A 24243-nucleotide genomic window follows, 5' to 3' on the forward strand; every position below is an offset into this window, starting at 1 on the left:
CTTTTTTAGTCCCACGAATCTCTTTTTTTATCCCTCCCTGGAGGACAAACGTGTCTAAGCGTCGTGTAGTTGTGACCGGACTTGGCATGTTGTCTCCTGTCGGCAATACCGTAGAGTCCACCTGGAAAGCTCTCCTTGCCGGTCAGAGCGGCATCAGCCTAATCGACCATTTCGATACTAGCGCCTATGCAACGAAATTTGCTGGCTTAGTAAAGGATTTTAACTGTGAAGAGATCATCTCGCGCAAAGAACAGCGCAAGATGGATGCCTTCATTCAATATGGAATTGTCGCTGGCGTTCAGGCCATGCAGGATTCTGGCCTTGAGATTACGGAAGAGAACGCAACCCGTATCGGCGCTGCTATCGGCTCCGGGATTGGCGGTCTTGGCCTGATCGAGGAAAACCATACATCGCTGATGAATGGCGGACCGCGTAAGATCAGCCCGTTCTTCGTTCCGTCCACGATTGTTAACATGGTGGCAGGTCACCTGACCATTATGTTCGGCCTGCGTGGGCCAAGCATTTCTATCGCTACCGCGTGTACGTCTGGCGTGCATAACATCGGCCAGGCCGCGCGTATCATTGCGTACGGCGATGCAGATGCTATGGTTGCGGGCGGTGCTGAAAAAGCCAGTACCCCATTGGGTGTCGGTGGCTTTGGTGCAGCGCGTGCGCTTTCTACCCGTAACGATAATCCTCAGGCGGCGAGCCGTCCGTGGGATAAAGACCGCGATGGTTTCGTGTTGGGTGACGGGGCAGGTATGCTCGTGCTGGAAGAGTACGAACATGCGAAAAAACGCGGTGCGAAAATTTATGCTGAAGTCGTTGGCTTTGGCATGAGCAGCGATGCTTATCACATGACCTCTCCTCCGGAGAACGGTGCGGGTGCTGCGCTGGCGATGGAAAACGCGATCCGTGATGCGGGTATTACCCCAGCGCAGATTGGCTACGTTAACGCTCACGGTACCTCTACGCCAGCAGGCGACAAAGCTGAAGCGCAGGCTGTGAAGTCTATCTTCGGCGAGTCTGCCAGCCGCGTACTGGTTAGCTCCACGAAATCTATGACCGGTCACCTGCTGGGTGCTGCGGGTGCAGTAGAGTCCATCTACTCTATCCTTGCGCTGCGCGATCAGGCTGTTCCGCCAACCATCAACCTGGATAACCCGGATGAAGGTTGCGATCTGGACTTCGTTCCTCATGAAGCGCGCCAGGTTAGCGGTATGGAGTACACCCTGTGTAACTCCTTCGGCTTTGGCGGCACGAATGGTTCTCTGATCTTCAAAAAGGTCTGAGCCTGACGGCCCGAAAGCTATAAAAAAAGGTCCGCTTGCCGGGCCTTTTTTATTAAGCCTAATCTTCTTGTCGGTTGCATGGCATCCTGCCAGACTAAACGCCCACGCATAAGGAGCCACCATGTTTTTAATTAATGGCCTTGAGCAAGACACGCTGCCGGCAAGCGACAGGGCGACGCAGTTTGGCGATGGCTGCTTTACGACTGCGCGTATTCTGGAAGGCGACGTGTGCTTGCTTGATGCACACCTCCGCCGTTTACAAGACGCCTGCCAGACGTTACTGATCCCTTTTACGCAGTGGGAAATTCTTGAACATGAGATGCGTCAGCTGGCGTCAGGTAAAACCAGCGGTGTCTTAAAAGTTATCATTAGCCGAGGCAGCGGTGGGCGGGGGTACAGCGGTGCCGCCTGTCAGCATCCAACACGTATTCTCTCTGTTTCAGCTTATCCTGCTCACTATGCGCGCTGGCGTGAAGAGGGCGTGACGTTGACGCTGAGCCCGGTGCGGCTGGGGCGAAACCCGATGCTTGCCGGACTAAAACATCTTAACCGCCTTGAACAGGTGCTTATTCGTACTCATCTTGAACAGACGGACGCCGATGAGGCGCTAGTCCTTGACAGCGAAGGGTTCATTACGGAATGCTGTGCGGCTAATTTACTCTGGCGGAAGGGCCGTGAGGTCTTCACCCCTTCGCTGGCGCAGGCTGGCGTTAACGGCATCATGCGCCAGTTTTGTTTACAGCAGCTCGCACGTTCAGACTTTCGCATTGTCGAAGTTTGCGCAGGAGAAGACGCGCTACATACCGCCGATGAAGTCGTTATCTGCAATGCGTTGATGCCTGTTATCGCCGTCCGTGCGTATGACCAACAGCGCTGGTCTTCGCGCGAGCTGTTCCAGTTTTTAGCCCCGATATGTGAGCAAACCAGATAGTCATGAAGAAAATGTTGCGATTTGTCCTTCTCCTTATTATTGCGCTGGGCATTGCTGGCGGAGCGGGAGTATGGAAAGTCCGCCAGCTGGCGAACAGTAAAATCTTGATTAAAGACGAGACGATTTTTACCCTGAAAGCCGGTACCGGGCGGATGGCGCTGGGCGAGCAGCTTTACGGGGATAAAATCATTAACCGTCCTCGTGTGTTCCAGTGGTTATTGCGTATTGAGCCTGACCTATCTCACTTCAAGGCTGGTACCTACCGCTTTACGCCCGGCATGACAGTCAGAGAGATGCTGCAACTGCTGGAAAGCGGTAAAGAAGCCCAGTTCCCGCTGCGTTTTGTCGAAGGTATGCGCCTGAGCGATTACCTCAAACAGCTGCGCGATGCGCCGTATATCAAACATACCCTGAAGGACGACAGCTACCAGACGGTGGCCGACGTGCTCAAGTTTGAGCATCCCGAGTGGGTAGAGGGCTGGTTCTGGCCGGATACCTGGATGTACACCGCAGGCACGACCGATGTGGCGATCCTGAAGCGGGCACACAAAAAAATGGTCGCCGCCGTGGACGCCGCCTGGGAAGGGCGAATGGATGGTTTACCTTATAAAGATCAAAATCAGTTTGTTACCATGGCCTCGATTATCGAGAAAGAGACCGCCGTTGCTGCTGAACGCGATCGGGTGGCGTCAGTATTTATCAACCGTCTGCGCATTGGTATGCGCCTGCAAACCGACCCTACCGTTATCTACGGCATGGGTGAGAGCTATATCGGCAAGATTTCCAGAAAAGATCTGGAAACGCCAACGGCGTATAATACCTACGTGATTAGCGGTTTACCGCCTGGCCCGATTGCCACGCCGAGCGAGGCTTCTCTAAAAGCCGCCGCGCACCCGGCGAAAACACCGTATCTCTATTTTGTGGCTGATGGAAAAGGGGGGCATACCTTTAACACCAACCTTGCCAGCCACAATCGCTCTGTTCAGGACTATCTGAAGGCACTTAAGGAAAAAAATGCGCAGTAAATACATTGTCATTGAGGGACTCGAAGGGGCGGGTAAAACCACTGCCCGCAACGTAGTGGTGGACACGCTGAAATCGCTTGGCGTCGCCGACATGGTCTTCACCCGCGAGCCGGGCGGTACACAACTTGCGGAGAAACTGCGCAGCCTGGTGCTGGATATTAAATCCGTTGGCGACGAAGTTATCACTGACAAAGCCGAAGTGTTGATGTTCTACGCGGCGCGCGTACAGCTGGTTGAGACGGTGATCAAACCCGCGTTGGCCGAGGGTAAATGGGTGATCGGCGATCGCCACGATTTGTCGACTCAGGCCTACCAGGGCGGGGGACGCGGTATTGACCAGACGATGCTGGCAACGCTGCGCGATGCCGTACTGGGTGATTTTCGCCCCGACCTGACCCTCTATCTGGATGTTACGCCGGAAGTGGGCCTCAAACGCGCCCGCGCGCGCGGCGAGCTGGACCGCATTGAACAAGAGTCCTTTGATTTCTTTAACCGCACCCGTGCGCGCTATCTTGAGCTGGCGGCACAGGATAGCGCTATTCGTACCATCGATGCGACGCAGTCGCTGGATGACGTCACGCACAACATCCAGCAGACCGTTACGCAGTGGGTACAGGAGCAGCAGGCATGAAATGGTATCCATGGTTGCGTCCGCACTTTGAGCAGCTGATCGGCAGCTATCAGGCGGGGCGGGGGCATCATGCGTTACTGATTCAGGCATTGCCAGGGATGGGGGATGAGGCGCTAATTTATGCCCTCACCCGTTTTCTGATGTGCCAGCAGCCGGAAGGGCACAAAAGCTGTGGTAAGTGCCGCGGCTGCCAGCTGATGCAGGCGGGCACACATCCTGACTACTACACCCTTGAGCCTGAGAAGGGCAAGAGCGCGCTGGGTATTGATGCCGTGCGTGAGGTCAGTGAAAAATTGTACGAACATGCGCGTCTGGGTGGCGCTAAGGTCGTCTTGCTCAAAGACGCCACCCTGCTGACCGAGGCGGCGGCTAACGCCCTGCTTAAGACTCTTGAAGAGCCGCCGGAAAAAACGTGGTTTTTCCTCTCGTGCCGCGATCCGGGACGATTGCTGGCGACGTTGCGCAGCCGCTGCCGTCTTCATCACCTTGCGGTGCCTCAGGAATCATGGGCGCTGAGCTGGCTGGAGCGAGAGGTGACAACGTCACCTGAAAGTGCGCTGTCCGCCTTGCGCCTGAGTAGCGGCGCGCCCGCGGCGGCGCTGGCCTTGCTGCAACCTGACGTCTGGTCACAGCGAGAAGCGCTCTGCCGGGCCGTTGAAGCGGCGCTGAATAACAACGACTGGCTAAGTTTACTCCCGACACTTAACAGCGATAGTGCCGTTGAGCGTCTGCACTGGCTGGCCGCGTTGCTGCTGGATGCCCTTAAAATTCAGCAAGGGGCAACGCTGCTGACTAACCCTGACGCGTGGCCACTGGTGAGTACGCTGGCGAACCGCCTCTCCGGCGCGATTCTTCATGCGATGCTTCATGAAGTTTGCCAGAGCCGCGAACAGCTTTTAACCGTGACGGGTCTTAATCGCGAGCTTTTACTGACCGACCAGTTACTGCGTATTGAACATTACCTGCAACCCGGCGTCACACCGCCAGTTTCCCATCTCTGAGAGAGACATTATGTTTTTAGTCGACTCACACTGCCATCTTGATGGCCTGGATTATCAATCCCTGCATAAAAACGTGGATGACGTGCTGGAAAAAGCCGCTGCCCGCGATGTGAAATTCTGCCTTGCGGTGGCGACGACGCTGCCGGGTTATCGCACCATGCGTGAGCTGGTGGGCGTTCGCGACAACGTAGTGTTCTCCTGCGGCGTGCATCCGCTGAATCAGGACGAGGCGTATGACGTTGAGGAACTGCGCCGACTGGCAGCAGAAGAGGGCGTGGTGGCGATGGGGGAGACGGGCCTGGACTATTTTTACACGCCGGAAACGAAACCGCGACAGCAGGAGTCCTTCCGCCATCATATCCGCATTGGCCGCGAACTGAACAAGCCGGTCATTGTGCATACCCGCGATGCGCGTGCCGATACCCTGGCGATCCTTCGGGAAGAAAACGTGACGGATTGCGGTGGCGTACTACACTGTTTCACAGAAGACAGAGAAACGGCGGGTAAACTGCTTGATTTAGGGTTTTATATTTCGTTTTCCGGGATCGTGACGTTCCGTAACGCTGAGCAGCTCCGGGATGCCGCGCGTTATGTTCCGCTCGATCGCATTCTGGTGGAGACAGACTCTCCGTATCTGGCCCCGGTACCGCATCGCGGTAAAGAGAACCAACCGGCGATGACGCGAGACGTGGCTGAGTACATGGCCGTATTGAAGGGCGTCAGCATCGAAGAGCTGGCCCGCGTGACCACGGAAAACTTCTCAACGCTGTTCCATATTGACCCCGCCCGCCTGCAATCTGTCTGATACACCTGTTTTTTTTAGGCTCGTAATTAATAAATAAAACGAGTAAAGTTCACCGCCTCATTTGGGGCGGTGAGGGTGTTTTTAGACACATCCGGACATGCTTTTTGTAAATAACTGAAAGTTTTTCGACCGCCTTAAGCTGAAACGTGATAGCCGTCAAACAAACTCAGAGGGAATTATTTTACTCTGTGTAATAAATAAAGGGCGCTTAGATGTCCTGTCCACGGCACGGTACTCCCCCCGGGCCAATGCGTGAAAGCGTAAAAAAAGCACAAATACTCAGGAGCACTCTCAATTATGTTTAAGAATGCATTTGCTAACCTGCAAAAGGTCGGTAAATCGCTGATGCTGCCAGTATCCGTACTGCCTATCGCAGGTATCCTGCTGGGTGTCGGTTCTGCTAACTTCAGCTGGCTGCCAGCCGTAGTGTCCCATGTGATGGCCGAAGCAGGCGGTTCTGTCTTTGCTAACATGCCACTGATCTTCGCGATCGGTGTGGCTCTGGGCTTCACCAATAACGACGGCGTATCTGCGCTGGCTGCAGTGGTTGCTTACGGCATCATGGTGAAAACCATGGCTGTGGTTGCGCCGCTGGTTCTGCATTTACCGGCAGAAGAGATCGCCGCGAAACACCTGGCGGACACCGGTGTTCTGGGCGGTATCATTTCCGGTGCGATTGCAGCGTACATGTTCAACCGCTTCTATCGCATCAAGCTGCCTGAGTACCTGGGCTTCTTCGCGGGCAAGCGTTTCGTTCCGATCATCTCTGGTCTGGCAGCGATTTTCACTGGCGTGATCCTGTCCTTCATCTGGCCACCAATCGGCTCCGCTATCCAGACCTTCTCTCAGTGGGCTGCTTACCAGAACCCGGTTGTGGCGTTTGGTATCTACGGCTTCATCGAGCGTTGCCTGGTGCCATTCGGTCTGCACCACATCTGGAACGTTCCATTCCAGATGCAGATTGGTGAATTCACCAACGCAGCAGGCCAGGTATTCCACGGCGATATCCCACGTTACATGGCGGGTGACCCAACTGCAGGTAAACTGTCTGGTGGCTTCCTGTTCAAAATGTACGGTCTGCCAGCAGCGGCGATTGCTATCTGGCACTCTGCTAAGCCAGAGAACCGTGCAAAAGTGGGCGGTATCATGATCTCCGCAGCGCTGACCTCGTTCCTGACCGGTATCACCGAGCCGATCGAGTTCTCCTTCATGTTCGTTGCGCCGATCCTGTACGTTATCCACGCGATTCTGGCGGGCCTGGCGTTCCCAATCTGTATTCTGCTGGGTATGCGTGACGGTACGTCCTTCTCTCACGGTCTGATCGACTTCATCGTTCTGTCCGGTAACAGCAGCAAACTGTGGCTGTTCCCAATCGTGGGTGCGTGCTACGCCGTTGTTTACTACACCATCTTCCGCGTGCTGATTAAAGCACTGGACCTGAAAACCCCAGGCCGTGAAGATGCGACAGAAGACAGCAAAGCTGGCGCGACCAGCGAAATGGCTCCGGCACTGGTTGCCGCGTTCGGCGGTAAAGAGAACATCACTAACCTGGACGCGTGCATCACTCGTCTGCGTGTGAGCGTTGCCGACGTCGCGAAAGTAGACCAGCCGGGTCTGAAAAAACTGGGCGCAGCGGGCGTGGTTGTTGCAGGTTCTGGTGTACAGGCAATTTTCGGTACGAAATCCGATAACCTGAAAACCGAAATGGATGAATACATCCGCAACAACTAAGCTGTGACCTGGGGAGACTAAGGCAGCCGAATGGCTGCCTTTTTTATTTCTGTCTTAAAAAAATGCAGCAGCACGCTTTAACGGTCACTCTTCGTTCAGCTGATGAACATTCAGGAAAGAAATCGAGGGAGGAGGTTGAAAGGACAGGAGAAACTCGCTCATACTCTTGAATTGTGTCACGCACTCAACCAGAGCGTGTGTTAACAGCAATTGCTCGCGCCAGATTAAACAAAAAAGGAAAAGGTCATGGCTGAAGAAACGATTTTCAGTAAAATTATCCGTCGCGAAATCCCGTCGGATATCGTCTATCAGGATGAACTGGTAACGGCTTTCCGGGATATTTCCCCTCAGGCCCCGACGCACGTCCTTATCATTCCCAATATTCTGATTCCGACCGTAAACGACGTAAAAACCGAGCATGAAGTGGCGTTAGGTCGTATGCTGACGGTGGCCGCGAAAATCGCTGAACAGGAAGGCATTGCAGAAGACGGTTACCGTCTGATCATGAACTGCAACCGTCATGGTGGCCAGGAAGTTTATCATATTCACATGCATCTGCTGGGTGGACGTCCTCTGGGGCCGATGCTGGCACATAAAGGTCTTTGATATGCGTAAAGGGCGTATTGCAGCGCTGGTATTGACGATGATGATTGTGGGGTGCAGCTCGCGCCCGGCGATCCCCGTGAACGATGAACAGACGCTGGTGATGGAATCCTCCGTGCTTGCCGCGGGCATCACGGCGCAACAACCCGTGCTGACCATCAGTGAAATCAATTCCTCTGCCTCCTCTACGCTCTTTAATGAAAGACATGAACCCGTGACGGTCCACTACCGTTTTTTCTGGTATGACGTAAGAGGTCTTGAAATGCATCCGCTGGAGGCGCCGCGCAGCGTCACCATTCCGGCCAGATCGTCGGTAACGCTCTATGGCAGCGCCAACTATCTGGGTGCGCATAAGGTGAGACTTTATCTTTATCTCTAAGGGGTGAACCTTGATTAAAAACTTGAGCCGCTATGCGCTCGTGACAGCTTTCGCGCTGTTCCTGGCGGGGTGTGTGACCCGAACTGAACAGCCAGCGCCTGTGGAAGAGGCGAAACCGGGCACTGAACAGCCGACACAGCCAACGCAGCCGCAGCCAACCGTGCCGTCTGTGCCGTCTATTCCGTCACAGCCTGGCCCGATTGAGCATCCAGACCAGACGTCACAGCCCACGCCGCGCGTGCGCCATTACGACTGGAACGGCGCAATGCAGCCCATGGTCGGCAAAATGCTGCAGGCACAGGGCGTGACGGCAGGTAGCGTGTTGCTGGTTGATAGCGTAAACAACCGTACCAACGGTTCGCTGAACGCGGGCGAAGCGACAGAAACCCTGCGCAATGCGCTGGCAAACAACGGTAAGTTTACGCTGGTCTCCGCCCAGCAGCTCGCGGTAGCCAAACAGCAGCTTGGCCTGTCGCCACAGGACAGCCTCGGCACACGTAGCAAGGCGATCGGCATTGCCCGTAACGTTGGCGCACAGTATGTGCTGTACTCTAACGCTACCGGTAACGTGAATACACCGGCCCTGCAGATGCAGCTGATGCTGGTTCAGACAGGCGAAATTATCTGGTCAGGTAAAGGTGCGGTTACGCAACAATGACAGCACGCGTGAAGAGATTCTGACGCGCTATTTTCCTCAGTACCGCCTTATCGCGCCGCAGGCCCACTCCGGGCTTGGCGGCGCGAGTTGCATTATAGCGCAGGGGGAACGACGCCTGGTCTTGCGGCAACATCACGACCCCTATGCGCCTGCCTCCCATTTCCGTCGTCAGTTTCGCGCCCTGAGGCGTCTTCCGTCAGATCTCGTGCCTGCCCCCCGTTTTTTCAGAGAGAGCTGGATGGCCGTCGACTATCTGGACGGTGACGTGAAAAGCGCGCTGCCGGACACGCCGACGCTCGTGGCAATGCTGTATCATCTGCACCGGCAGCCACGTCTGGGATGGCGAATCATGTTATACCCGCTGCTTGAACGCTACTGGCAGCAGGCCGCGCCTGACAGACGCACTCCAGTGTGGCTGGCACATCTCAAGTGGTTGCGTAAAGCAGGCGAGCCGCAGCCGATTCGGCTATCGCCGCTGCACATGGATGTTCATGCCGGAAATATTGTGCATACGGCAGAGGGCATCAGGCTCATCGACTGGGAATACGCCGGAGATGGCGATGTGGCGCTGGAGCTGGCGGCAGTCTGGACGGAGAGTGACGACGCGCGGCAGACGCTTATCAGGAACTACGCCGAGGTGGCGCACATTGACGCCGACGCGCTCAGGCGTCAGGTCAAACGCTGGCGGCCATGGGTCGTCATGTTAATGGCTGGCTGGTTTGAAATGCGCTATCAGCAGTCAAGAGACAAACTTTTTATTGCGCTGGCAGACGATGCCTGGCGTCAGTTATAAACGAAAGGATAAGAGAGGTGGATGTGGGTCCAGTCATGTTGGATGTAGAAGGGTTTGAACTGGATGCGGAGGAGCGTGAAATTCTGGCGCATCCGCTGGTGGGGGGCCTGATCCTGTTTACCCGCAACTATCACGATCCGGCGCAGCTGCGCGAGCTGGTGCGTCAGATCCGCGCCGCGTCGCGCAATCATCTGGTGGTCGCCGTCGATCAGGAAGGCGGCCGGGTGCAGCGTTTTCGCGAAGGGTTTACCCGCCTGCCGGCGGCCCAGTCTTTTGCCGCGCTGCTCGGCACGGAAGAGGGCGGGACACTGGCGCAGGAGGCCGGCTGGCTGATGGCCAGCGAAATGATTGCCATGGATATCGACATCAGTTTTGCCCCGGTGCTGGACGTGGGGTATATCAGCGCCGCCATTGGCGAGCGCTCGTACCATGACGATCCGCGCATTGCGCTGGCCATGGCGACCCGCTTCATTGACGGCATGCACGATGCCGGGATGAAAACCACCGGGAAACACTTCCCTGGCCACGGGGCGGTGACGGCGGACTCGCATAAAGAGACCCCGCGCGATCCGCGTCCGGAAGCAGAAATTCGCGCCAAAGATATGTCGGTGTTCAGGTCGCTTATCACCGACAACAAGCTGGATGCCATCATGCCTGCGCACGTGATTTACAGCGACGTTGATCCGCGTCCTGCCAGCGGCTCTCCGCACTGGCTGAAAACCGTTCTGCGTCAGGAGCTGGGCTTCAATGGCGTGATTTTCTCTGACGATCTATCAATGGAAGGGGCGGCGATTATGGGCAGCTACGCTGAACGCGGTCAGGCGTCGCTGGATGCAGGTTGCGATATGATCCTGGTCTGCAATAATCGTAAAGGTGCCGTTAGCGTGCTGGATAACCTGTCGCCGATCAATGCAGAGCGTGTTACACAATTGTATCATAAAGGTTCATTTAGCCGTCAGGAGCTGATGGATTCGGCGCGCTGGAAGACGGTCAACGCCCGGCTTGAAGACCTGAATGAGCGCTGGCAGGCACATAAAGCCAGCCTGTAAACCCTCCCGGAAGGCGTAGCGTGGTGAGAAGACGATGATCATCTATTTACACGGTTTTGACTCAAACAGCCCTGGTAATCATGAGAAGGTGCTGCAGCTGCAGTTTATCGATCCGGATGTCCGGTTGATCAGCTACAGCACGCGCCATCCGAAGCATGATATGCAGCACCTGCTCAAAGAGGTGGACAAGATGTTGCAGCTCAACGTCGACGATCGGCCATTGATTTGCGGCGTGGGGCTGGGCGGCTACTGGGCAGAGCGGATTGGCTTCCTGTGTGACATCCGTCAGGTCGTATTCAATCCCAACCTTTTCCCGAACGAGAACATGGAAGGCAAGATTGACCGCCCGGAAGAGTATGTCGATATTGCGACCAAGTGCGTCAGCAATTTTCGGGAGAAAAACCGTGACCGCTGCCTGGTGATCCTGTCGCGTAACGATGAGGCGCTCAACAGCCACCGGGCGGCAGAACTCCTGCATCATTACTATGAAATTGTCTGGGACGAAGAACAGACCCACAAGTTCAAGAACATCTCCCCGCATCTGCAGCGCATCAAAGCCTTTAAAACGCTGGGCTAAACCACAGCCTGCGACTTCAGAAACCCGGTCGCGAACGCGCACCGGGTTTCTTTTTGTCCAGAATTGTCTACTTTTAAGCCATCAAAACTTGATGCATATCAATTTTGGTATGACCAATGCGCCTGACGTGGTATTCTCAATGCACCTGAATGGTTTCAGTGCTGTAACCTGTTGTTAATTAAGGGTTATTTTTATAACTTTTAATTAACAATTGGTTAATAATTTGAGGGGGTCACGTTGACTACGCCATTGAAAAAGATAGTGATTGTAGGCGGTGGTGCTGGCGGGCTGGAGCTGGCGACACAGTTGGGTAAGAAGCTGGGGCGCGGTAAAAAAGCCAAAATCACGCTGGTGGATCGTAACCACAGCCACCTGTGGAAACCGCTGCTGCACGAAGTAGCGACCGGTTCTCTGGACGAGGGCGTGGACGCGCTCAGCTATCTGGCGCATGCGCGCAACCATCATTTCCAGTTCCAGCTGGGCTCGGTGGTGGACATCAACCGTGAAAGCAAAACCATCACTCTGGCAGAACTGCGTGATGAAAAAGGGGAGCTGTTGGTTCCTGAGCGCAAGCTGCCGTACGACACCCTGGTCATGGCGCTGGGCAGTACCTCCAACGACTTCAACACGCCGGGCGTGAAAGAGCACTGTATCTTCCTCGATAACCCGCACCAGGCGCGTCGTTTCCATCAGGAAATGCTGAACCTGTTCCTGAAGTACACCAGCAATATGGGTGCGAACGGTAAGGTCAATATCGCCATTGTCGGCGGCGGTGCGACGGGCGTTGAGCTGTCCGCTGAGCTGCACAATGCGGTGAAGCAGCTGCACAGCTACGGTTACAAAGGGTTAACGAACGAAGCGCTGAACGTCACGCTGGTCGAAGCCGGTGAACGCATTCTGCCTGCGCTGCCTCCGCGTATTTCCGGTGCGGCGCACAATGAACTCACCAAGCTGGGCGTGCGGGTGCTGACGCAGACCATGGTGACCAGCGCCGACGAAGGCGGCCTGCACACCAAAGACGGCGAGTATATCAAAGCGGATCTGATGGTCTGGGCGGCAGGTATCAAAGCGCCTGACTTTATGAAAGATATCGGCGGCCTGGAAACCAACCGCATTAATCAGCTGGTCACGGAGCCAACGCTGCAAACCACGCGTGACCCTGAAATCTTTGCTATCGGTGACTGTGCCTCCTGCGCCCGTCCTGAAGGTGGATTCGTGCCGCCGCGCGCCCAGGCTGCACACCAGATGGCAAGCCTGGTCCTGCACAACATTCTGGCGCAGTACAAAGGCAAGCCAATGAAGGCCTATGTTTACAAAGACCACGGTTCTCTGGTGTCTCTGTCAAACTTCTCAACCGTCGGCAGCCTGATGGGCAACCTGATGCGCGGCTCGATGATGGTAGAAGGGCGCATTGCCCGCTTCGTGTACATCTCCCTGTACCGTATGCACCAGATTGCGCTGCACGGCTACTTCAAAACCGGGCTGATGATGCTGGTGGGCAGAATCAACCGCGTGATCCGTCCGCGTCTGAAGCTGCACTAATCTTTCACTCCCTCCGGGCTCTCCGGAGGGAGTTTTTAGCATTTCATGCTGTAGATCACAGTTTGACTGCTTAAGAGTTCTCCTAAATAGAATATATCTCCTCGCTATGCCCCTTTTTTGATCCTTTATCTGATTGGCGAAGCCGTGCCTCCATTGCAAAATTGTTACCAATAGCAACAAAGGAGGAAGTCCCGTGAATAAATCAATGTTGGCGGGTATAGGGATTGGCGTCGCGGCTGCGTTAGGTGTGGCTGCCGTTGCCAGTCTCAACGTATTAGACCGCGGCCCGCAGTATGCGCAGGTGGTTTCTGCTACACCGATTAAAGAAACGGTAAAAACGCCTCGTCAGGAGTGCCGCAATGTCTCCGTGACGCATCGCCGTCCGGTGCAGGATGAAAACCGTATCGCCGGTTCTGTTCTGGGTGCGGTAGCGGGTGGCGTGATTGGTCACCAGTTTGGCGGTGGCCGGGGTAAAGATGTGGCGACCGTGGTCGGCGCGCTGGGTGGCGGCTATGCCGGTAACCAGGTGCAGGGCGCGATGCAGGATAATGATACCTACACCACGACTCAGCAACGCTGCAAAACCGTCTATGACAAGTCGGAAAAAATGCTGGGTTATGACGTGACGTACAAAATTGGCGATCAGCAGGGCAAAATCCGCATGGATAAAGACCCGGGCACGCAAATTCCGCTCGATGGAAATGGCCAGCTGGTTCTGAATAACAAAGTGTAAAAAAGATGTTCTCTGAATTTAGCTCCTCATGCGCTCAGGCTGAGGAGCTTTTTTTTGCTTCAGATTTTGAGTAGCTCAGGCCACAGCCGCAGCGTGGTGTCGCTAATATTCTGCAGTTTTTCCAGCGTTGCCCCTTCACGGGCGCTGATCGACATCCCCTGCAAAATACAGCTCAGGTATTGCGCCAGCAGCTGAGGGTTGCACTGTGCAGGGATTTCACCGCGCTGCTGCCGCTGAGCCAGAAAGGCGCTCAGCGTCTCCTCCTGCATGGCATGACGCGATTTCACCGTATTGGCAATCTCTTTCGAGGACGCCGCCAGGGTGGCAGAGGTGTTAATCATAAAGCAGCCCGCAGGCGTGTCCTTACTGGTGAAGCAGGTCGCGACGGCGGTGAAGTAATCCCGAAGCGCCTGTTCGACGCTTTTCTCTTCACAAAACAGCTGGGCTTCGTGTTTCGCCGCAAAGCGCGAAATGTATCTGTCCAGCACTGCCCTGAACAGCCCCTCTTTATTGGTAAATTCGGCATAGAGCGTCGGCGCTTTGGCACCGGTGGCTTCTACCAGATCGGAAAGCGAGGTTGCTTCATACCCATGTTGCCAGAAGAGAGTCATGGCCTTATCAAGCGCTGCATCCCTGTCAAACACTTTTGGTCGGCCACGGCTTTTCTTTGCACAACTCGTGACGTCGGTTGTCATGTGCCGTTGGTCCTCTGTTGGTTTGTTGAATGACCATTATAAAAATAAACGCAAGTCACCACCAGCGCTGAATGCTTAAAAATAAATTAATCATATGAGTATGAAAAATAACGACTTTAAAATTAAGTTAACGACCATTATAAAATTATGTTGACGTGTGAGATGGATCACATTTATGATTTACCTATCGATCGTTAACTAAATGGCTAACGACCTCCAAATTCATCTGCTAAAGGTAAACATCATGAAAAACGTAAAAACCCTCATCGCTGCTGCTGTCCTGAGTTCACTCTCTTTCGCAAGCTTTGCTGCTGTACAGGTACAGTCCACCCCGGTCGATCAGCATAAAGTCGGGACGATCTCTGCCTCTGCCGGGACTAACCTGGGTTCACTGGAAGATCAGCTGGCGCAAAAAGCGCAAGAGATGGGTGCAAAATCTTACCGCATCACCTCTGTGACTGGTCCTAACACCCTGCACGGCACCGCCGTCATCTACAAATAAGCCGGGCATAAACCCTCATTTATGCCACTGCAATAAAAAACGCCCTGCTTAGCAGGGCGTTTTTTATTTATGATTTACATCGGTTGCTGGATGACATCGTGATGCCGGGTGACGTCGGTCGGCATGCCTGAGCGGGCCTCCATTGCGCGCTCCATCACCTCGCTGTTGGTATTCGCATTCGTTTTAAAGCTTACCATCGCGGCATTCAGGTTAATGGGCAGCGTCTGCGGGTCATCGCCAATGTTTTTCGATAGCGGCTGATGAATTTCAACCAGCCGCACGCCGCCCGGCTCCTCAGAAACCTTGATCGGCGTATTGATGATATTGACTTTGGTACCCGGCGTAACGACGTTAAACAGCGTTTTGATATCGTCATCGCGCAGACGAATACAGCCGGAGCTAACGCGCATGCCGATGCCAAAGTCCGCATTCGTTCCGTGCAGCAGGTAAACGCCGCCGTAGGCCGCCAGACGGATCGCGTGGTGACCCATCGGGTTATCCGGGCCTGCTGGCACCACGGCTGGAAGATCGATGCCCTGAGCTTTATACCGTGCACGAATATTGGCCGTTGGTGTCCAGGTTGGATTCGCGCGTTTATCCGAGACGGTGGTGACCATCGTCGGCGTCAGGGTGTCGCCGCCCAGCTGACCAATACCAATCGGGTAGACGGTCACCTCGTTTTTACCCGGCGGGTAATAGTACAGACGCAGCTCCGCCAGATTTATGACGATCCCCTCACGCGGAGCGTCCGGCAGGATAGTCTGTAACGGGATAGTCAATACGCTGCCCGCGCGCGGGACGTAGGGGTCGACGCCAGGGTTCGCCTGCAGCAGGGCCAGAAAACCAACGTTATATTTTTTGGCAATGGCTTCCAGCGAACCGCCATTATTTTCAACCACATGAAAGCGGTTTTCCCCCACCACCTTGCTGCCGGGCGGAGGAAGGGGCCAGGTATTTGCGCGAGCGGGAAGCGCAACCGCAACGGTGGCTGCCAGCGCAAACAGGGTTAACCAGCGAGTCATACGCGAAGAGATCATTACCATAGTCCATGTAAATGATAAGGTTATTGTTTTATAAGGCGTTAACGATAATTATGGCGAATGGGTGTGTCGGGAAGATCGGGTGAAGTGCAAAGAGTTTGTAAATTGTCCCCCGTTAGCGCTGGGCTAACGGGGAAAGGGAGGTCAGGCGATCGCGTTCTCTTCCAGCTGGCGCATAAAGTTACGCACCCAGTCCATGCGGGTTTTGCGCTCCGTCAGCTCCTGGGTAAATTTCAGACGCGTTGGGCCATCCAGACGGAAATGCTGCGGCTGTTTTTGCAGCAGACCGATGAGCCACATTGGGTTGACGTGGTTCTTCTCCGCGAACTCAATCACGCCGCCTTTTTCGTTGCCTTCAAGCTTGCGAATGCCCAGCTTCTGCGCCTGCTGGCGCAGGCGCGCGATATCCAGCAGATTTCGCGCCGCATCGGGCAGCAGACCAAAGCGGTCGATCAGCTCAACCTTAATCTCTTCCAGCTCGTTTTCCGTCTTCGCACTGGCGATGCGCTTGTAGAACGACAGGCGGGTATTTACATCCGGAATGAAATCGTCCGGCAGCAGGGAAGGCATACGCAGCTCGACCTCGGTTTGCTGGCTGGTGAGATCTTCCAGCGACGGCTCGCGCCCGGCCTTCAGGGCATCAACCGCATTTTCCAGCAGTTCCATATAGAGCGAGAAGCCGATGGTTTCCATCGAGCCGCTCTGGTCCTCACCCAGCAGCTCGCCGGCACCGCGGATCTCGAGATCGTGCGTGGCCAGCGCGAAGCCTGCGCCGAGGTCTTCCAGCGAGGCGATGGCTTCCAGACGCTTTTGCGCGTCGGTGGTCATCGCTTTTGGATGCGGCGTCAGCAGCCAGGCGTAGGCCTGATGGTGCGAACGCCCGACGCGGCCACGCAGCTGGTGAAGCTGCGCCAGGCCAAAGTGATCCGCACGTTCAATGATGATGGTGTTCGCCGTCGGAATGTCGATCCCGGTTTCGATGATGGTGGTACACACCAGCACGTTAAAGCGCTGATGGTGGAAGTCGTTCATCACCCGTTCCAGCTCGCGCTCGCGCATCTGCCCGTGACCGATAGCAATGCGCGCTTCCGGCACCAGCTCCGCCAGCCTGTCGGCCGCTTTCTGGATGTTTTCCACGTCGTTGTACAGGTAATAGACCTGACCCCCGCGCAGCACTTCACGCAGAATGGCCTCACGCACCACAAGATTATCGTATTCGCGGACGAAGGTTTTTACCGCCAGACGGCGCGCCGGCGGCGTGGCAATAATCGACAGATCGCGCATGCCGCTCATCGCCATGTTCAGGGTTCTCGGGATCGGCGTCGCGGTCAGGGTCAGGATATCGACGTCGGCGCGCATCGCTTTGATACGTTCCTTATGACGCACCCCGAAGCGGTGCTCTTCGTCGACGATCAGCAGCCCCAAATCTTTCCACTTCACGTCGCTTTGCAGCAGCTTGTGGGTACCGATCAGAATGTCAATTTTGCCTTCGCTTGCCTGCTCCAGGATCTGCGTCTGCTCTTTGGTGCTGCGAAAACGTGACAGCATCTCGATGCGTACCGGCCAGTTGGCGAAGCGGTCGCGGAAGTTGTCGAAATGCTGCTGAGCGAGCAGGGTGGTTGGCACCAGCACCGCCACCTGCTTGTTGTTTTCCACCGCAAGGAAGGCGGCGCGCATCGCCACTTCGGTTTTACCGAAGCCGACGTCGCCGCACACTAAACGGTCCATCGCCAGCGGCTGGCACATGTCGCTCAGCACGGCGTTAATAGCCTGAGCCTGATCCGGCGTGGTCTCAAACGGGAAGCTGTCGCAGAACAGCTGATACTGTTCCTTATCATGCTTAAAGGCGAAGCCCTCTTTGGCCGCGCGCTGGGCGTAGATATCCAGCAGCTCGGCGGCCACGTCACGCACTTTTTCCGCGGCCTTCTGGCGCGCGCGCGCCCAGGCGTCGCCGCCCAGCTTGTGCAGCGGCGCGTTCTCTTCGGCACCGCCCGCGTAGCGGCTGATCAGATGCAGGGACGACACCGGGACATACAGTTTGGCGTCGTTCGCGTAGGTCAGCATCAGGTATTCACCTTTAATGCCGCCCGCCTCGAGCGTGGTCATGCCCTGATAGCGCCCAACGCCATGCTCCAGGTGCACAATCGGCTGGCCCGGATGCAGCTCGGCCAGGTTGCGGATCAGCGTGTCCGGGTTGATGGTTCGACGGCTGTCCTGACGACGGCGCGCGACGCGCTCGCCCAGCAGGTCGCTTTCGCAAATCAGCGCCAGGTTGTTGAGCGTGTCGATGAACCCATGCTCGGCGGCGCCAATCATCAGGTAACGGCCGTTTCCGGTCGCCTCGCTCAGGCGCAGGATGCGCTTCGGCGCCACCTTAATGCGTCCCAGCAGCTCACCTAACGCTTCGCGACGGCCTTCACTCTCAACGGAGAACACCACCGGGCCGGTAAAGGACTCCAGGAACTTGCGCAGATTATCCAGCGGGGATTTCTGCTGCGCCTGGACGGCCAGGTCCGGCAGCGTCCGGAAGGCGAGGTTGGTGTTAGCGGCCTTATCGGCAAGCGAATCGGTTTTCAGCTGCATCCGCGGCCAGCGCTTCAGCTCGGCGTTGAGCTCGTCGGTACGCAGCCACAGCGCTTCCGGCGGCAGGAGCGGACGCATCGGGTCAACGCCCCGGTTTTCGAAGCGAGCGCGGGTTTCGCTTTCAAAGCGGCTGGCGCTGGCGTCGATATCCCCGGTGTTAACAATCAGGGTATTCGCCGGGAAGTAGCTGAACAGGGCAGGGAGCGGCTCGCTGAAGAACAGCGGCTGCCAGTATTCGATCCCGGCAGGCAGCGTGCCTTTGCTGACCTGTTGATAAATATGTTCCGCGTCGCGCTTCACCTCGAACTTATCGCGCCACTGGCTGCGGAACAGTTCGATAGCGGTTTTGTCCGTCGGGAACTCATGTGCGGGCAGTAAATTGATGGACTCCACTTCCTCCAGCGTGCGCTGCGTATCGGCGTCGAAGACGCGCAGGCTGTCGATTTCATCATCGAAAAAGTCCAGACGATACGGCTGGTCGCTGCCCATCGGGTAAAGGTCGAGCAGCGCGCCGCGGGTCGCATATTCCCCGTGCTCCATCACCTGATCCACGTGGCGATACCCGGCACCGTCAAGCTGTGCCCGCAGGGCATCACGGGACAGGCGCTGGCCTTTTTTCATTACCAGCGCATGGCCATGCAGGTAGCTGTGCGGGCAGACGCGCTGCATCAGGGTGTTTACCGGCACAATCAGCACGCCGCGCTGCATGGTCGGGAGTTGATAGAGCGTCGACAGGCGTGAGGAGATGATCTCCTGGTGCGGGGAGAAGCTGTCATAGGGCAGCGTTTCCCAGTCGGCCAGGCTGAACACCAGATTATCGGTGAACTGGCGAATTTCATCGTGCAGGCGCAGGGCGTTTTGCATATCCGGGGCAACCAGGATCACCGGGCCAGGATGACGCTCAGCAATTTCCGCCACCAGCGTGGCGCACGCTGCGCCCGTGAGTTCACCCAGCTGGCGCTGGTCGCCCGCTTTGACAGGCAAGGAATAACGATAGTGTTCAGGCATGGCTATGTCAGAGTCTCTTATGGATATACCAACAGTATTGGGGCATATCACTGATACGCAATGTCTTTATTATCCTCGATCGTTTTACATAAGCAAATCGTAACCGCACGGCGGGGTTATACGCCCCCGAAAGGGGGCGGAGAGGGCATTAACGGGTGGTCGGCGAGAGCGTAAGCGTCGAAGGCGGAGAAAAGAAAATGTCCCCGAACAGCGCGGTGGAGAGTTTACGCACCCCCAGCCCGGCCAGGGTACAGATAAGCAGGCTGGCAAACGGGTAGACCAGAATTAAGGTGAGTTCAGCCCAGACCGGCCAGTAAGCGGCATTCATCTCGCCAATCAGGAACAGGCTAAAGGCCTCAATGAGGATGCGGTGGGTGGTATAAATCGCAATGGTATTGGAGCCAATCACGTTCAGCAGGTTGTCAGGGTGAACGGCATAGCGCTGCTCAACGCTGTAGAACAGCTTCATGATCAGCACAATCGACAGCAAGGAGAGCAGCAGCGGAACGTTAGCAAACCACAGCACCACGGAGACGGCGGCGAAAGCGCCCGTTGCCAGCCAGGTGCGGCGCAGGTTTAGATTTTTCATCCATGCCATCAGCTCAGCGCCATACCACGCCCCGAGGCTGTAGTAGATCATGTTGCGTACCACGCTGTTCATTCCCCACCACGGCAGCGGCAGGAAGTTGATCGCGATGCTTGCCAGCGCCAGCAGTCCCAGCATCGGCAGCTTCCAGCGGCTCAGCAGTTTACACAACGTGAAGTAGACCACCAGGGCATACAGATACCACAGGCTGGTGCTGGCGGTGAGCATCCCTTGCACAAATCCCTGGAGCGAATCGGCGTAGGCCGCGTTCGACGAGGTGGCAACCTCGCGATCGGGCGCCAGCCAGGCGTTCAGGTGGGTCAGCGCCTGCCATTGCAGAATCCCCCACAGCGCCAGAACCCAGACAATGCTCCAGATTCGCTTGTCGAGGCTGGTTCGCCAGTCCACCTCGTCAATATAACGACGGATCAGATAGCCGGAGATAAAGAAAAAGACCGGCATACGGAAGGGGGCGAGATAGAGATTAAAATAGATCCAGCATTTGGCGAGAAGGCCAGAGAGCGGGTGTTGCAGCCCGATCAGGTGCGGATAAAACGTGATAACTGAATGGTAGATAACCACCAGGCATATACACAGCCCTTTTATCTGGTTAATCCATAATGCTTTTTGCTTCATTGTTCGCAACTACCTTATTGCCATAGACGAACGAGCAATTGTTGTTAAACGAAACCGGGCTGTAATGGGTAACAGTCTGTATCAGGAGGTTTTTCGGAAAAGGTGGAGGTTGCGAGGGGCGGTTTCAGATATTAGTACCCTGATTTATCTGAATTTTTTGGAAAAATGATTACCAAAGCTTACGGTTTCAGTCATTTACGCTTAACGGATTCGCTTATATACTCGTGGGTCTGCTATCAGCAAACAGACGGACTTCATGTATCAACCTGTCGCACTCTTCATAGGCTTACGCTACATGCGTGGGCGCGCCGCGGACCGCTTCGGTCGCTTTGTCTCCTGGCTTTCGACTATTGGCATTACGCTTGGCGTGATGGCACTGGTGACGGTGCTTTCCGTCATGAATGGCTTCGAGCGCGAGCTGCAAAACAACATCCTGGGGCTGATGCCGCAGGCCGTACTCTCATCCACTCACGGTTCGGTTAACCCACAGCAGCTGCCGGAAAGCGCGGCGAAGTTACAGGGCGTCACGCGCGTTGCGCCACTGACCACCGGCGACGTGGTGCTGCAAAGCGCCCGCAGCGTGGCGGTCGGCGTGATGCTGGGTATTGACCCGGCGCAAAAAGACCCGCTGACGCCGTATCTCGTAAACGTGAAGCAGACTGACCTGGAAGCCGGAAAATACAACGTGATTCTGGGTGAGCAGCTTGCCGGTCAGCTTGGCGTCAACCGCGGCGACCAGCTCCGCGTGATGGTGCCTTCAGCCAGCCAGTTTACGCCGATGGGGCGCCTGCCAAGCCAACGCCTGTTTACCGTGGTTGGGACCTTTGCCGCCAACAGTGAAGTCGATGGTTACCAGATGCTGGTTAACATTCAGGACGCGTCACGCCTGATGCGCTACCCGGCCGGCAATATCACCGGCTGGCGCCTGTGGCTCGACGCGCCTCTGAAGGTCGATACCCTCAGCCAGCAAAAACTGCCGGACGGCACCAAATGGCAGGACTGGCGCGAGCGTAAAGGCGAGCTGTTCCAGGCCGTGCGGATGGAGAAAAACATGATGGGGCTGCTGCTGAGCCTGATCGTCGCCGTGGCTGCTTTTAACATCATCACCTCGCTGGGGCTGATGGTGATGGAGAAGCAGGGCGAGGTCGCTATCCTGCAAACCCAGGGGCTGACGCCGCGGCAGATCATGGCCGTGTTTATGGTGCAGGGGGCCAGCGCCGGTATCATCGGCGCGCTGCTCGGGGCGGTGCTGGGTGCGCTGCTTGCCAGCCAGCTCAACAATTTAATGCCGATCATCGGCGCGCTGCTTGACGGCGCGGCGCTGCCGGTGGCCATCGAGCCGCTGCAGGTGGTCGGTATCGCGCTGGCCGCGATGGCCATTGCGCTGCTTTCTACGCTTTATCCTTCCTGGCGCGCTGCCGCCACTCAACCCGCTGAGGCTTTACGTTATGAATAAGATCCTGTTGCAATGCGACAACCTGTCCAAACGCTATCAGGAAGGCACTGTGCAAACCGACGTGCTGCACAATGTGAGCTTTAGCGTGGGCGAAGGCGAGATGATGGCGATTGTCGGCAGCTCCGGCTCCGGTAAAAGTACCTTATTACATCTGCTGGGCGGGCTGGATACCCCAACCAACGGCGACGTGATTTTCTCCGGCCAGCCGATGAGCAAAATGTCCTCAGCGGCGAAGGCCGAGCTGCGTAACCGCGAGCTGGGCTTTATCTACCAGTTCCACCACCTGCTGCCGGATTTCACGGCGCTGGAAAACGTGGCGATGCCGCTGCTGATTGGCAAAAAGAAACCGGCAGAGATTAACGCCCGCGCCAGCGACATGCTGAAAGCGGTAGGGCTGGGCCATCGCGGAAACCACCGTCCGTCGGAGCTGTCCGGCGGCGAGCGTCAGCGCGTGGCGATTGCCCGTGCGCTGGTCAACAACCCGCGTCTGGTGCTGGCGGATGAGCCTACCGGTAACCTGGACGCGCGCAACGCGGACAGTATTTTCCAGCTTCTGGGCGAGCTGAACGCCTCGCAGGGCACCGCGTTTCTGGTGGTGACCCACGATCTGCAGCTGGCAAAACGCATGGGGCGCCAGCTTGAGATGCGCGACGGCCATCTGAACGCGGAACTGACCCTGATGGGAGCAGAGTAATGGCGTCACCGTTATCGTTACTCATCGGTTTACGTTTTAGCCGCGGCCGCCGTCGCGGCGGCATGGTGTCGCTGATCTCCGTTATCTCGACCATCGGTATTGCGCTGGGTGTGGCGGTGCTGATCGTCGGCTTAAGCGCCATGAACGGCTTCGAGCGCGAGCTGAATAACCGTATTCTGGCGGTCGTGCCGCACGGGGAGATCGAACCGGTTAACCAGCCGTGGACGAACTGGAGCGACGCCCTGAACAAAGTGGAAAAAGTGCCCGGCATCGCCGCGGCTGCGCCCTACATTAACTTTACCGGGCTGGTGGAGAGCGGTGTAAACCTGCGCGCTATCCAGGTGAAAGGGGTGAATCCGACGCAGGAAGCGCGCCTCAGCGCGCTGCCGAACTACGTGCAGAACGGCGCGTGGGCCAACTTCAAGGCGGGCGAGCAGCAGATCATCATGGGTAAAGGCGTTGCTGATGCCCTGAAGGTGAAGCAGGGCGACTGGGTGTCAATCATGATCCCGAATGCCAGCGCCGATCACAAACTGCAGCAGCCAAAGCGCGTGCGCCTGCACGTTACCGGTATTCTTCAGCTGAGCGGTCAGCTTGACCACAGCTTTGCGATGGTGCCGATGGAGGATGCACGCCAGTATCTCGACATGGGCGACAGCGTGACGGGCATTGCCATTAAGGTGAACGACGTCTTTAACGCTAACAAACTGGTGCGCGACGCGGGCAGCGTGACCAATAACTATGTCTACATCAAAAGCTGGATCGGCACTTACGGCTATATGTACCGTGATATCCAGATGATCCGCGCCATTATGTATCTGGCGATGGTGCTGGTGATCGGTGTCGCGTGCTTTAATATCGTCTCGACGCTGGTGATGGCGGTCAAAGACAAGAGCGGCGACATCGCCGTGCTGCGTACCCTTGGGGCAAAAGACGGTCTTATTCGCGCCATCTTCGTCTGGTACGGTTTGCTGGCGGGGCTGTTCGGCAGCCTGTGCGGCGTGGTGATTGGCGTGGTGGTTTCCCTCCAGCTAACGCCGATTATCAACGGCATTGAAAAGCTTATTGGTCACCAGTTCCTGTCGGGTGATATCTATTTTATTGACTTCCTGCCGTCAGAACTGCACTGGCTGGATGTTTTTTATGTGCTGCTTACAGCACTTTTACTGAGTCTGCTGGCAAGCTGGTATCCGGCGCGTCGCGCAAGTCGAATTGATCCGGCGAGGGTATTAAGTGGCCAGTAATTACGTCACGATCTAGCGGCTTTCGGGTCGCCAGATCGAAAGAGGAATG

General features: G+C 56.2%; 23 protein-coding genes. 19 read left to right on the forward strand and 4 right to left on the reverse strand.

Translation table 11 applies throughout. The annotated features are described in order from the left end of the window. Positions 1-50 precede the first annotated feature (50 nt). The 15 genes from fabF to L362_RS18505 all read left to right on the forward strand — a co-directional run bounded on the left by fabF (position 51) and on the right by L362_RS18505 (position 13750). A complete protein-coding gene (gene fabF, locus L362_RS18575) occupies positions 51-1292 on the forward strand; it encodes a beta-ketoacyl-ACP synthase II (protein WP_008500794.1) in 1242 nt (413 codons plus the stop codon). Between the two features lie 121 nt (positions 1293-1413). Next, positions 1414-2223: an aminodeoxychorismate lyase gene (gene pabC, locus L362_RS18570; protein WP_008500793.1), complete on the forward strand. Its 810-nt coding sequence runs from the start codon at positions 1414-1416 to the stop codon at positions 2221-2223. A 2-nt stretch (positions 2224-2225) separates the two neighbouring features. Continuing rightward, entirely contained in the window at positions 2226-3248 is a 1023-nt protein-coding gene (gene yceG / locus L362_RS18565) for a cell division protein YceG (RefSeq protein WP_023343760.1), read from the forward strand. After that, a complete protein-coding gene (gene tmk / locus L362_RS18560) occupies positions 3238-3879 on the forward strand; it encodes a dTMP kinase (RefSeq protein ID WP_008500791.1) in 642 nt (213 codons plus the stop codon). The genes yceG and tmk overlap by 11 nt, the downstream gene beginning before the upstream one ends. Next, complete coding sequence (gene holB / locus L362_RS18555) at positions 3876-4880, forward strand: DNA polymerase III subunit delta' (protein WP_008500790.1); 1005 nt, start codon at positions 3876-3878, stop codon at positions 4878-4880. The genes tmk and holB overlap by 4 nt, the downstream gene beginning before the upstream one ends. A 10-nt stretch (positions 4881-4890) precedes the next feature. Then, positions 4891-5685, forward strand: coding sequence for a metal-dependent hydrolase (locus L362_RS18550; RefSeq protein WP_008500789.1), 795 nt, complete (start codon positions 4891-4893; stop codon positions 5683-5685). Positions 5686-5982: 297 nt separating this feature from the next. After that, positions 5983-7416 carry a PTS glucose transporter subunit IIBC gene (ptsG, locus tag L362_RS18545; protein ID WP_008500788.1) on the forward strand — a complete coding sequence of 478 codons (1434 nt, stop codon included), beginning with the start codon at positions 5983-5985 and terminating at the stop codon, positions 7414-7416. 246 nt (positions 7417-7662) lie between these two features. Continuing rightward, entirely contained in the window at positions 7663-8022 is a 360-nt protein-coding gene (hinT, locus tag L362_RS18540) for a purine nucleoside phosphoramidase (protein WP_008500786.1), read from the forward strand. Between the two features lies 1 nt (position 8023). After that, entirely contained in the window at positions 8024-8398 is a 375-nt protein-coding gene (locus L362_RS18535) for a YcfL family putative periplasmic lipoprotein (protein WP_008500785.1), read from the forward strand. 10 nt (positions 8399-8408) lie between these two features. Next, positions 8409-9056, forward strand: coding sequence for a penicillin-binding protein activator LpoB (lpoB, locus tag L362_RS18530; RefSeq protein ID WP_008500784.1), 648 nt, complete (start codon positions 8409-8411; stop codon positions 9054-9056). Next, positions 9037-9849, forward strand: coding sequence for a thiamine kinase (gene thiK / locus L362_RS18525; protein WP_023343761.1), 813 nt, complete (start codon positions 9037-9039; stop codon positions 9847-9849). The genes lpoB and thiK overlap by 20 nt, the downstream gene beginning before the upstream one ends. 23 nt (positions 9850-9872) lie before the next feature. Further along, positions 9873-10898 (forward strand): beta-N-acetylhexosaminidase, encoded by a 1026-nt coding sequence (gene nagZ / locus L362_RS18520; RefSeq protein ID WP_032637972.1) that lies wholly within the window; start codon positions 9873-9875, stop codon positions 10896-10898. Between the two features lie 34 nt (positions 10899-10932). Further along, a complete protein-coding gene (gene ycfP, locus L362_RS18515) occupies positions 10933-11475 on the forward strand; it encodes an alpha/beta hydrolase YcfP (protein ID WP_008500781.1) in 543 nt (180 codons plus the stop codon). A 237-nt stretch (positions 11476-11712) separates the two neighbouring features. Continuing rightward, positions 11713-13017 carry an NAD(P)/FAD-dependent oxidoreductase gene (locus L362_RS18510; protein ID WP_008500780.1) on the forward strand — a complete coding sequence of 435 codons (1305 nt, stop codon included), beginning with the start codon at positions 11713-11715 and terminating at the stop codon, positions 13015-13017. Between the two features lie 193 nt (positions 13018-13210). Continuing rightward, positions 13211-13750, forward strand: coding sequence for a glycine zipper 2TM domain-containing protein (locus tag L362_RS18505; RefSeq protein ID WP_008500779.1), 540 nt, complete (start codon positions 13211-13213; stop codon positions 13748-13750). A gap of 59 nt (positions 13751-13809) precedes the next feature. Here L362_RS18505 and comR read toward each other — a convergent pair whose 3' ends face one another. After that, a complete protein-coding gene (gene comR / locus L362_RS18500) occupies positions 13810-14445 on the reverse strand; it encodes a TetR family copper-responsive transcriptional repressor ComR (protein ID WP_008500778.1) in 636 nt (211 codons plus the stop codon). Between the two features lie 244 nt (positions 14446-14689). Between comR and bhsA the strand changes: the two genes are divergently transcribed. Then, the gene (gene bhsA / locus L362_RS18495) at positions 14690-14947 is read left to right on the forward strand and encodes a multiple stress resistance protein BhsA (RefSeq protein ID WP_008500777.1); all 258 of its coding nucleotides are present in this window, start codon (positions 14690-14692) and stop codon (positions 14945-14947) included. Positions 14948-15021: 74 nt separating this feature from the next. Here the strand turns inward: bhsA and L362_RS18490 are convergent, their stop codons facing one another. The 3 genes from L362_RS18490 to L362_RS18480 all read right to left on the reverse strand — a co-directional run bounded on the left by L362_RS18490 (position 15022) and on the right by L362_RS18480 (position 20800). After that, on the reverse strand, positions 15022-15990 hold the full coding sequence (locus L362_RS18490; protein ID WP_155249597.1) for a L,D-transpeptidase LdtC: 969 nt from the start codon (positions 15988-15990) through the stop codon (positions 15022-15024). A gap of 141 nt (positions 15991-16131) precedes the next feature. Then, complete coding sequence (mfd, locus tag L362_RS18485) at positions 16132-19578, reverse strand: transcription-repair coupling factor (RefSeq protein ID WP_023343765.1); 3447 nt, start codon at positions 19576-19578, stop codon at positions 16132-16134. A gap of 148 nt (positions 19579-19726) precedes the next feature. Beyond that, positions 19727-20800, reverse strand: coding sequence for an acyltransferase family protein (locus L362_RS18480; protein WP_023343766.1), 1074 nt, complete (start codon positions 20798-20800; stop codon positions 19727-19729). Positions 20801-21056: 256 nt separating this feature from the next. Here L362_RS18480 and lolC point away from each other — a divergent pair, with 256 nt between their 5' ends. Genes lolC through lolE form a run of 3 tightly spaced genes read left to right on the forward strand, consistent with a single transcriptional unit; the run spans position 21057 to position 24194 of the window. Then, entirely contained in the window at positions 21057-22256 is a 1200-nt protein-coding gene (lolC, locus tag L362_RS18475) for a lipoprotein-releasing ABC transporter permease subunit LolC (RefSeq protein WP_032637640.1), read from the forward strand. Further along, a complete protein-coding gene (gene lolD, locus L362_RS18470) occupies positions 22249-22950 on the forward strand; it encodes a lipoprotein-releasing ABC transporter ATP-binding protein LolD (protein WP_008500772.1) in 702 nt (233 codons plus the stop codon). The genes lolC and lolD overlap by 8 nt, the downstream gene beginning before the upstream one ends. Beyond that, positions 22950-24194 (forward strand): lipoprotein-releasing ABC transporter permease subunit LolE, encoded by a 1245-nt coding sequence (gene lolE, locus L362_RS18465; protein WP_008500771.1) that lies wholly within the window; start codon positions 22950-22952, stop codon positions 24192-24194. The genes lolD and lolE overlap by 1 nt, the downstream gene beginning before the upstream one ends. Positions 24195-24243 lie beyond the last annotated feature (49 nt).

The organism is Enterobacter sp. MGH 16, assembly GCF_000493175.1.
GTDB classification, from domain to species: domain Bacteria; phylum Pseudomonadota; class Gammaproteobacteria; order Enterobacterales; family Enterobacteriaceae; genus Enterobacter; species Enterobacter roggenkampii.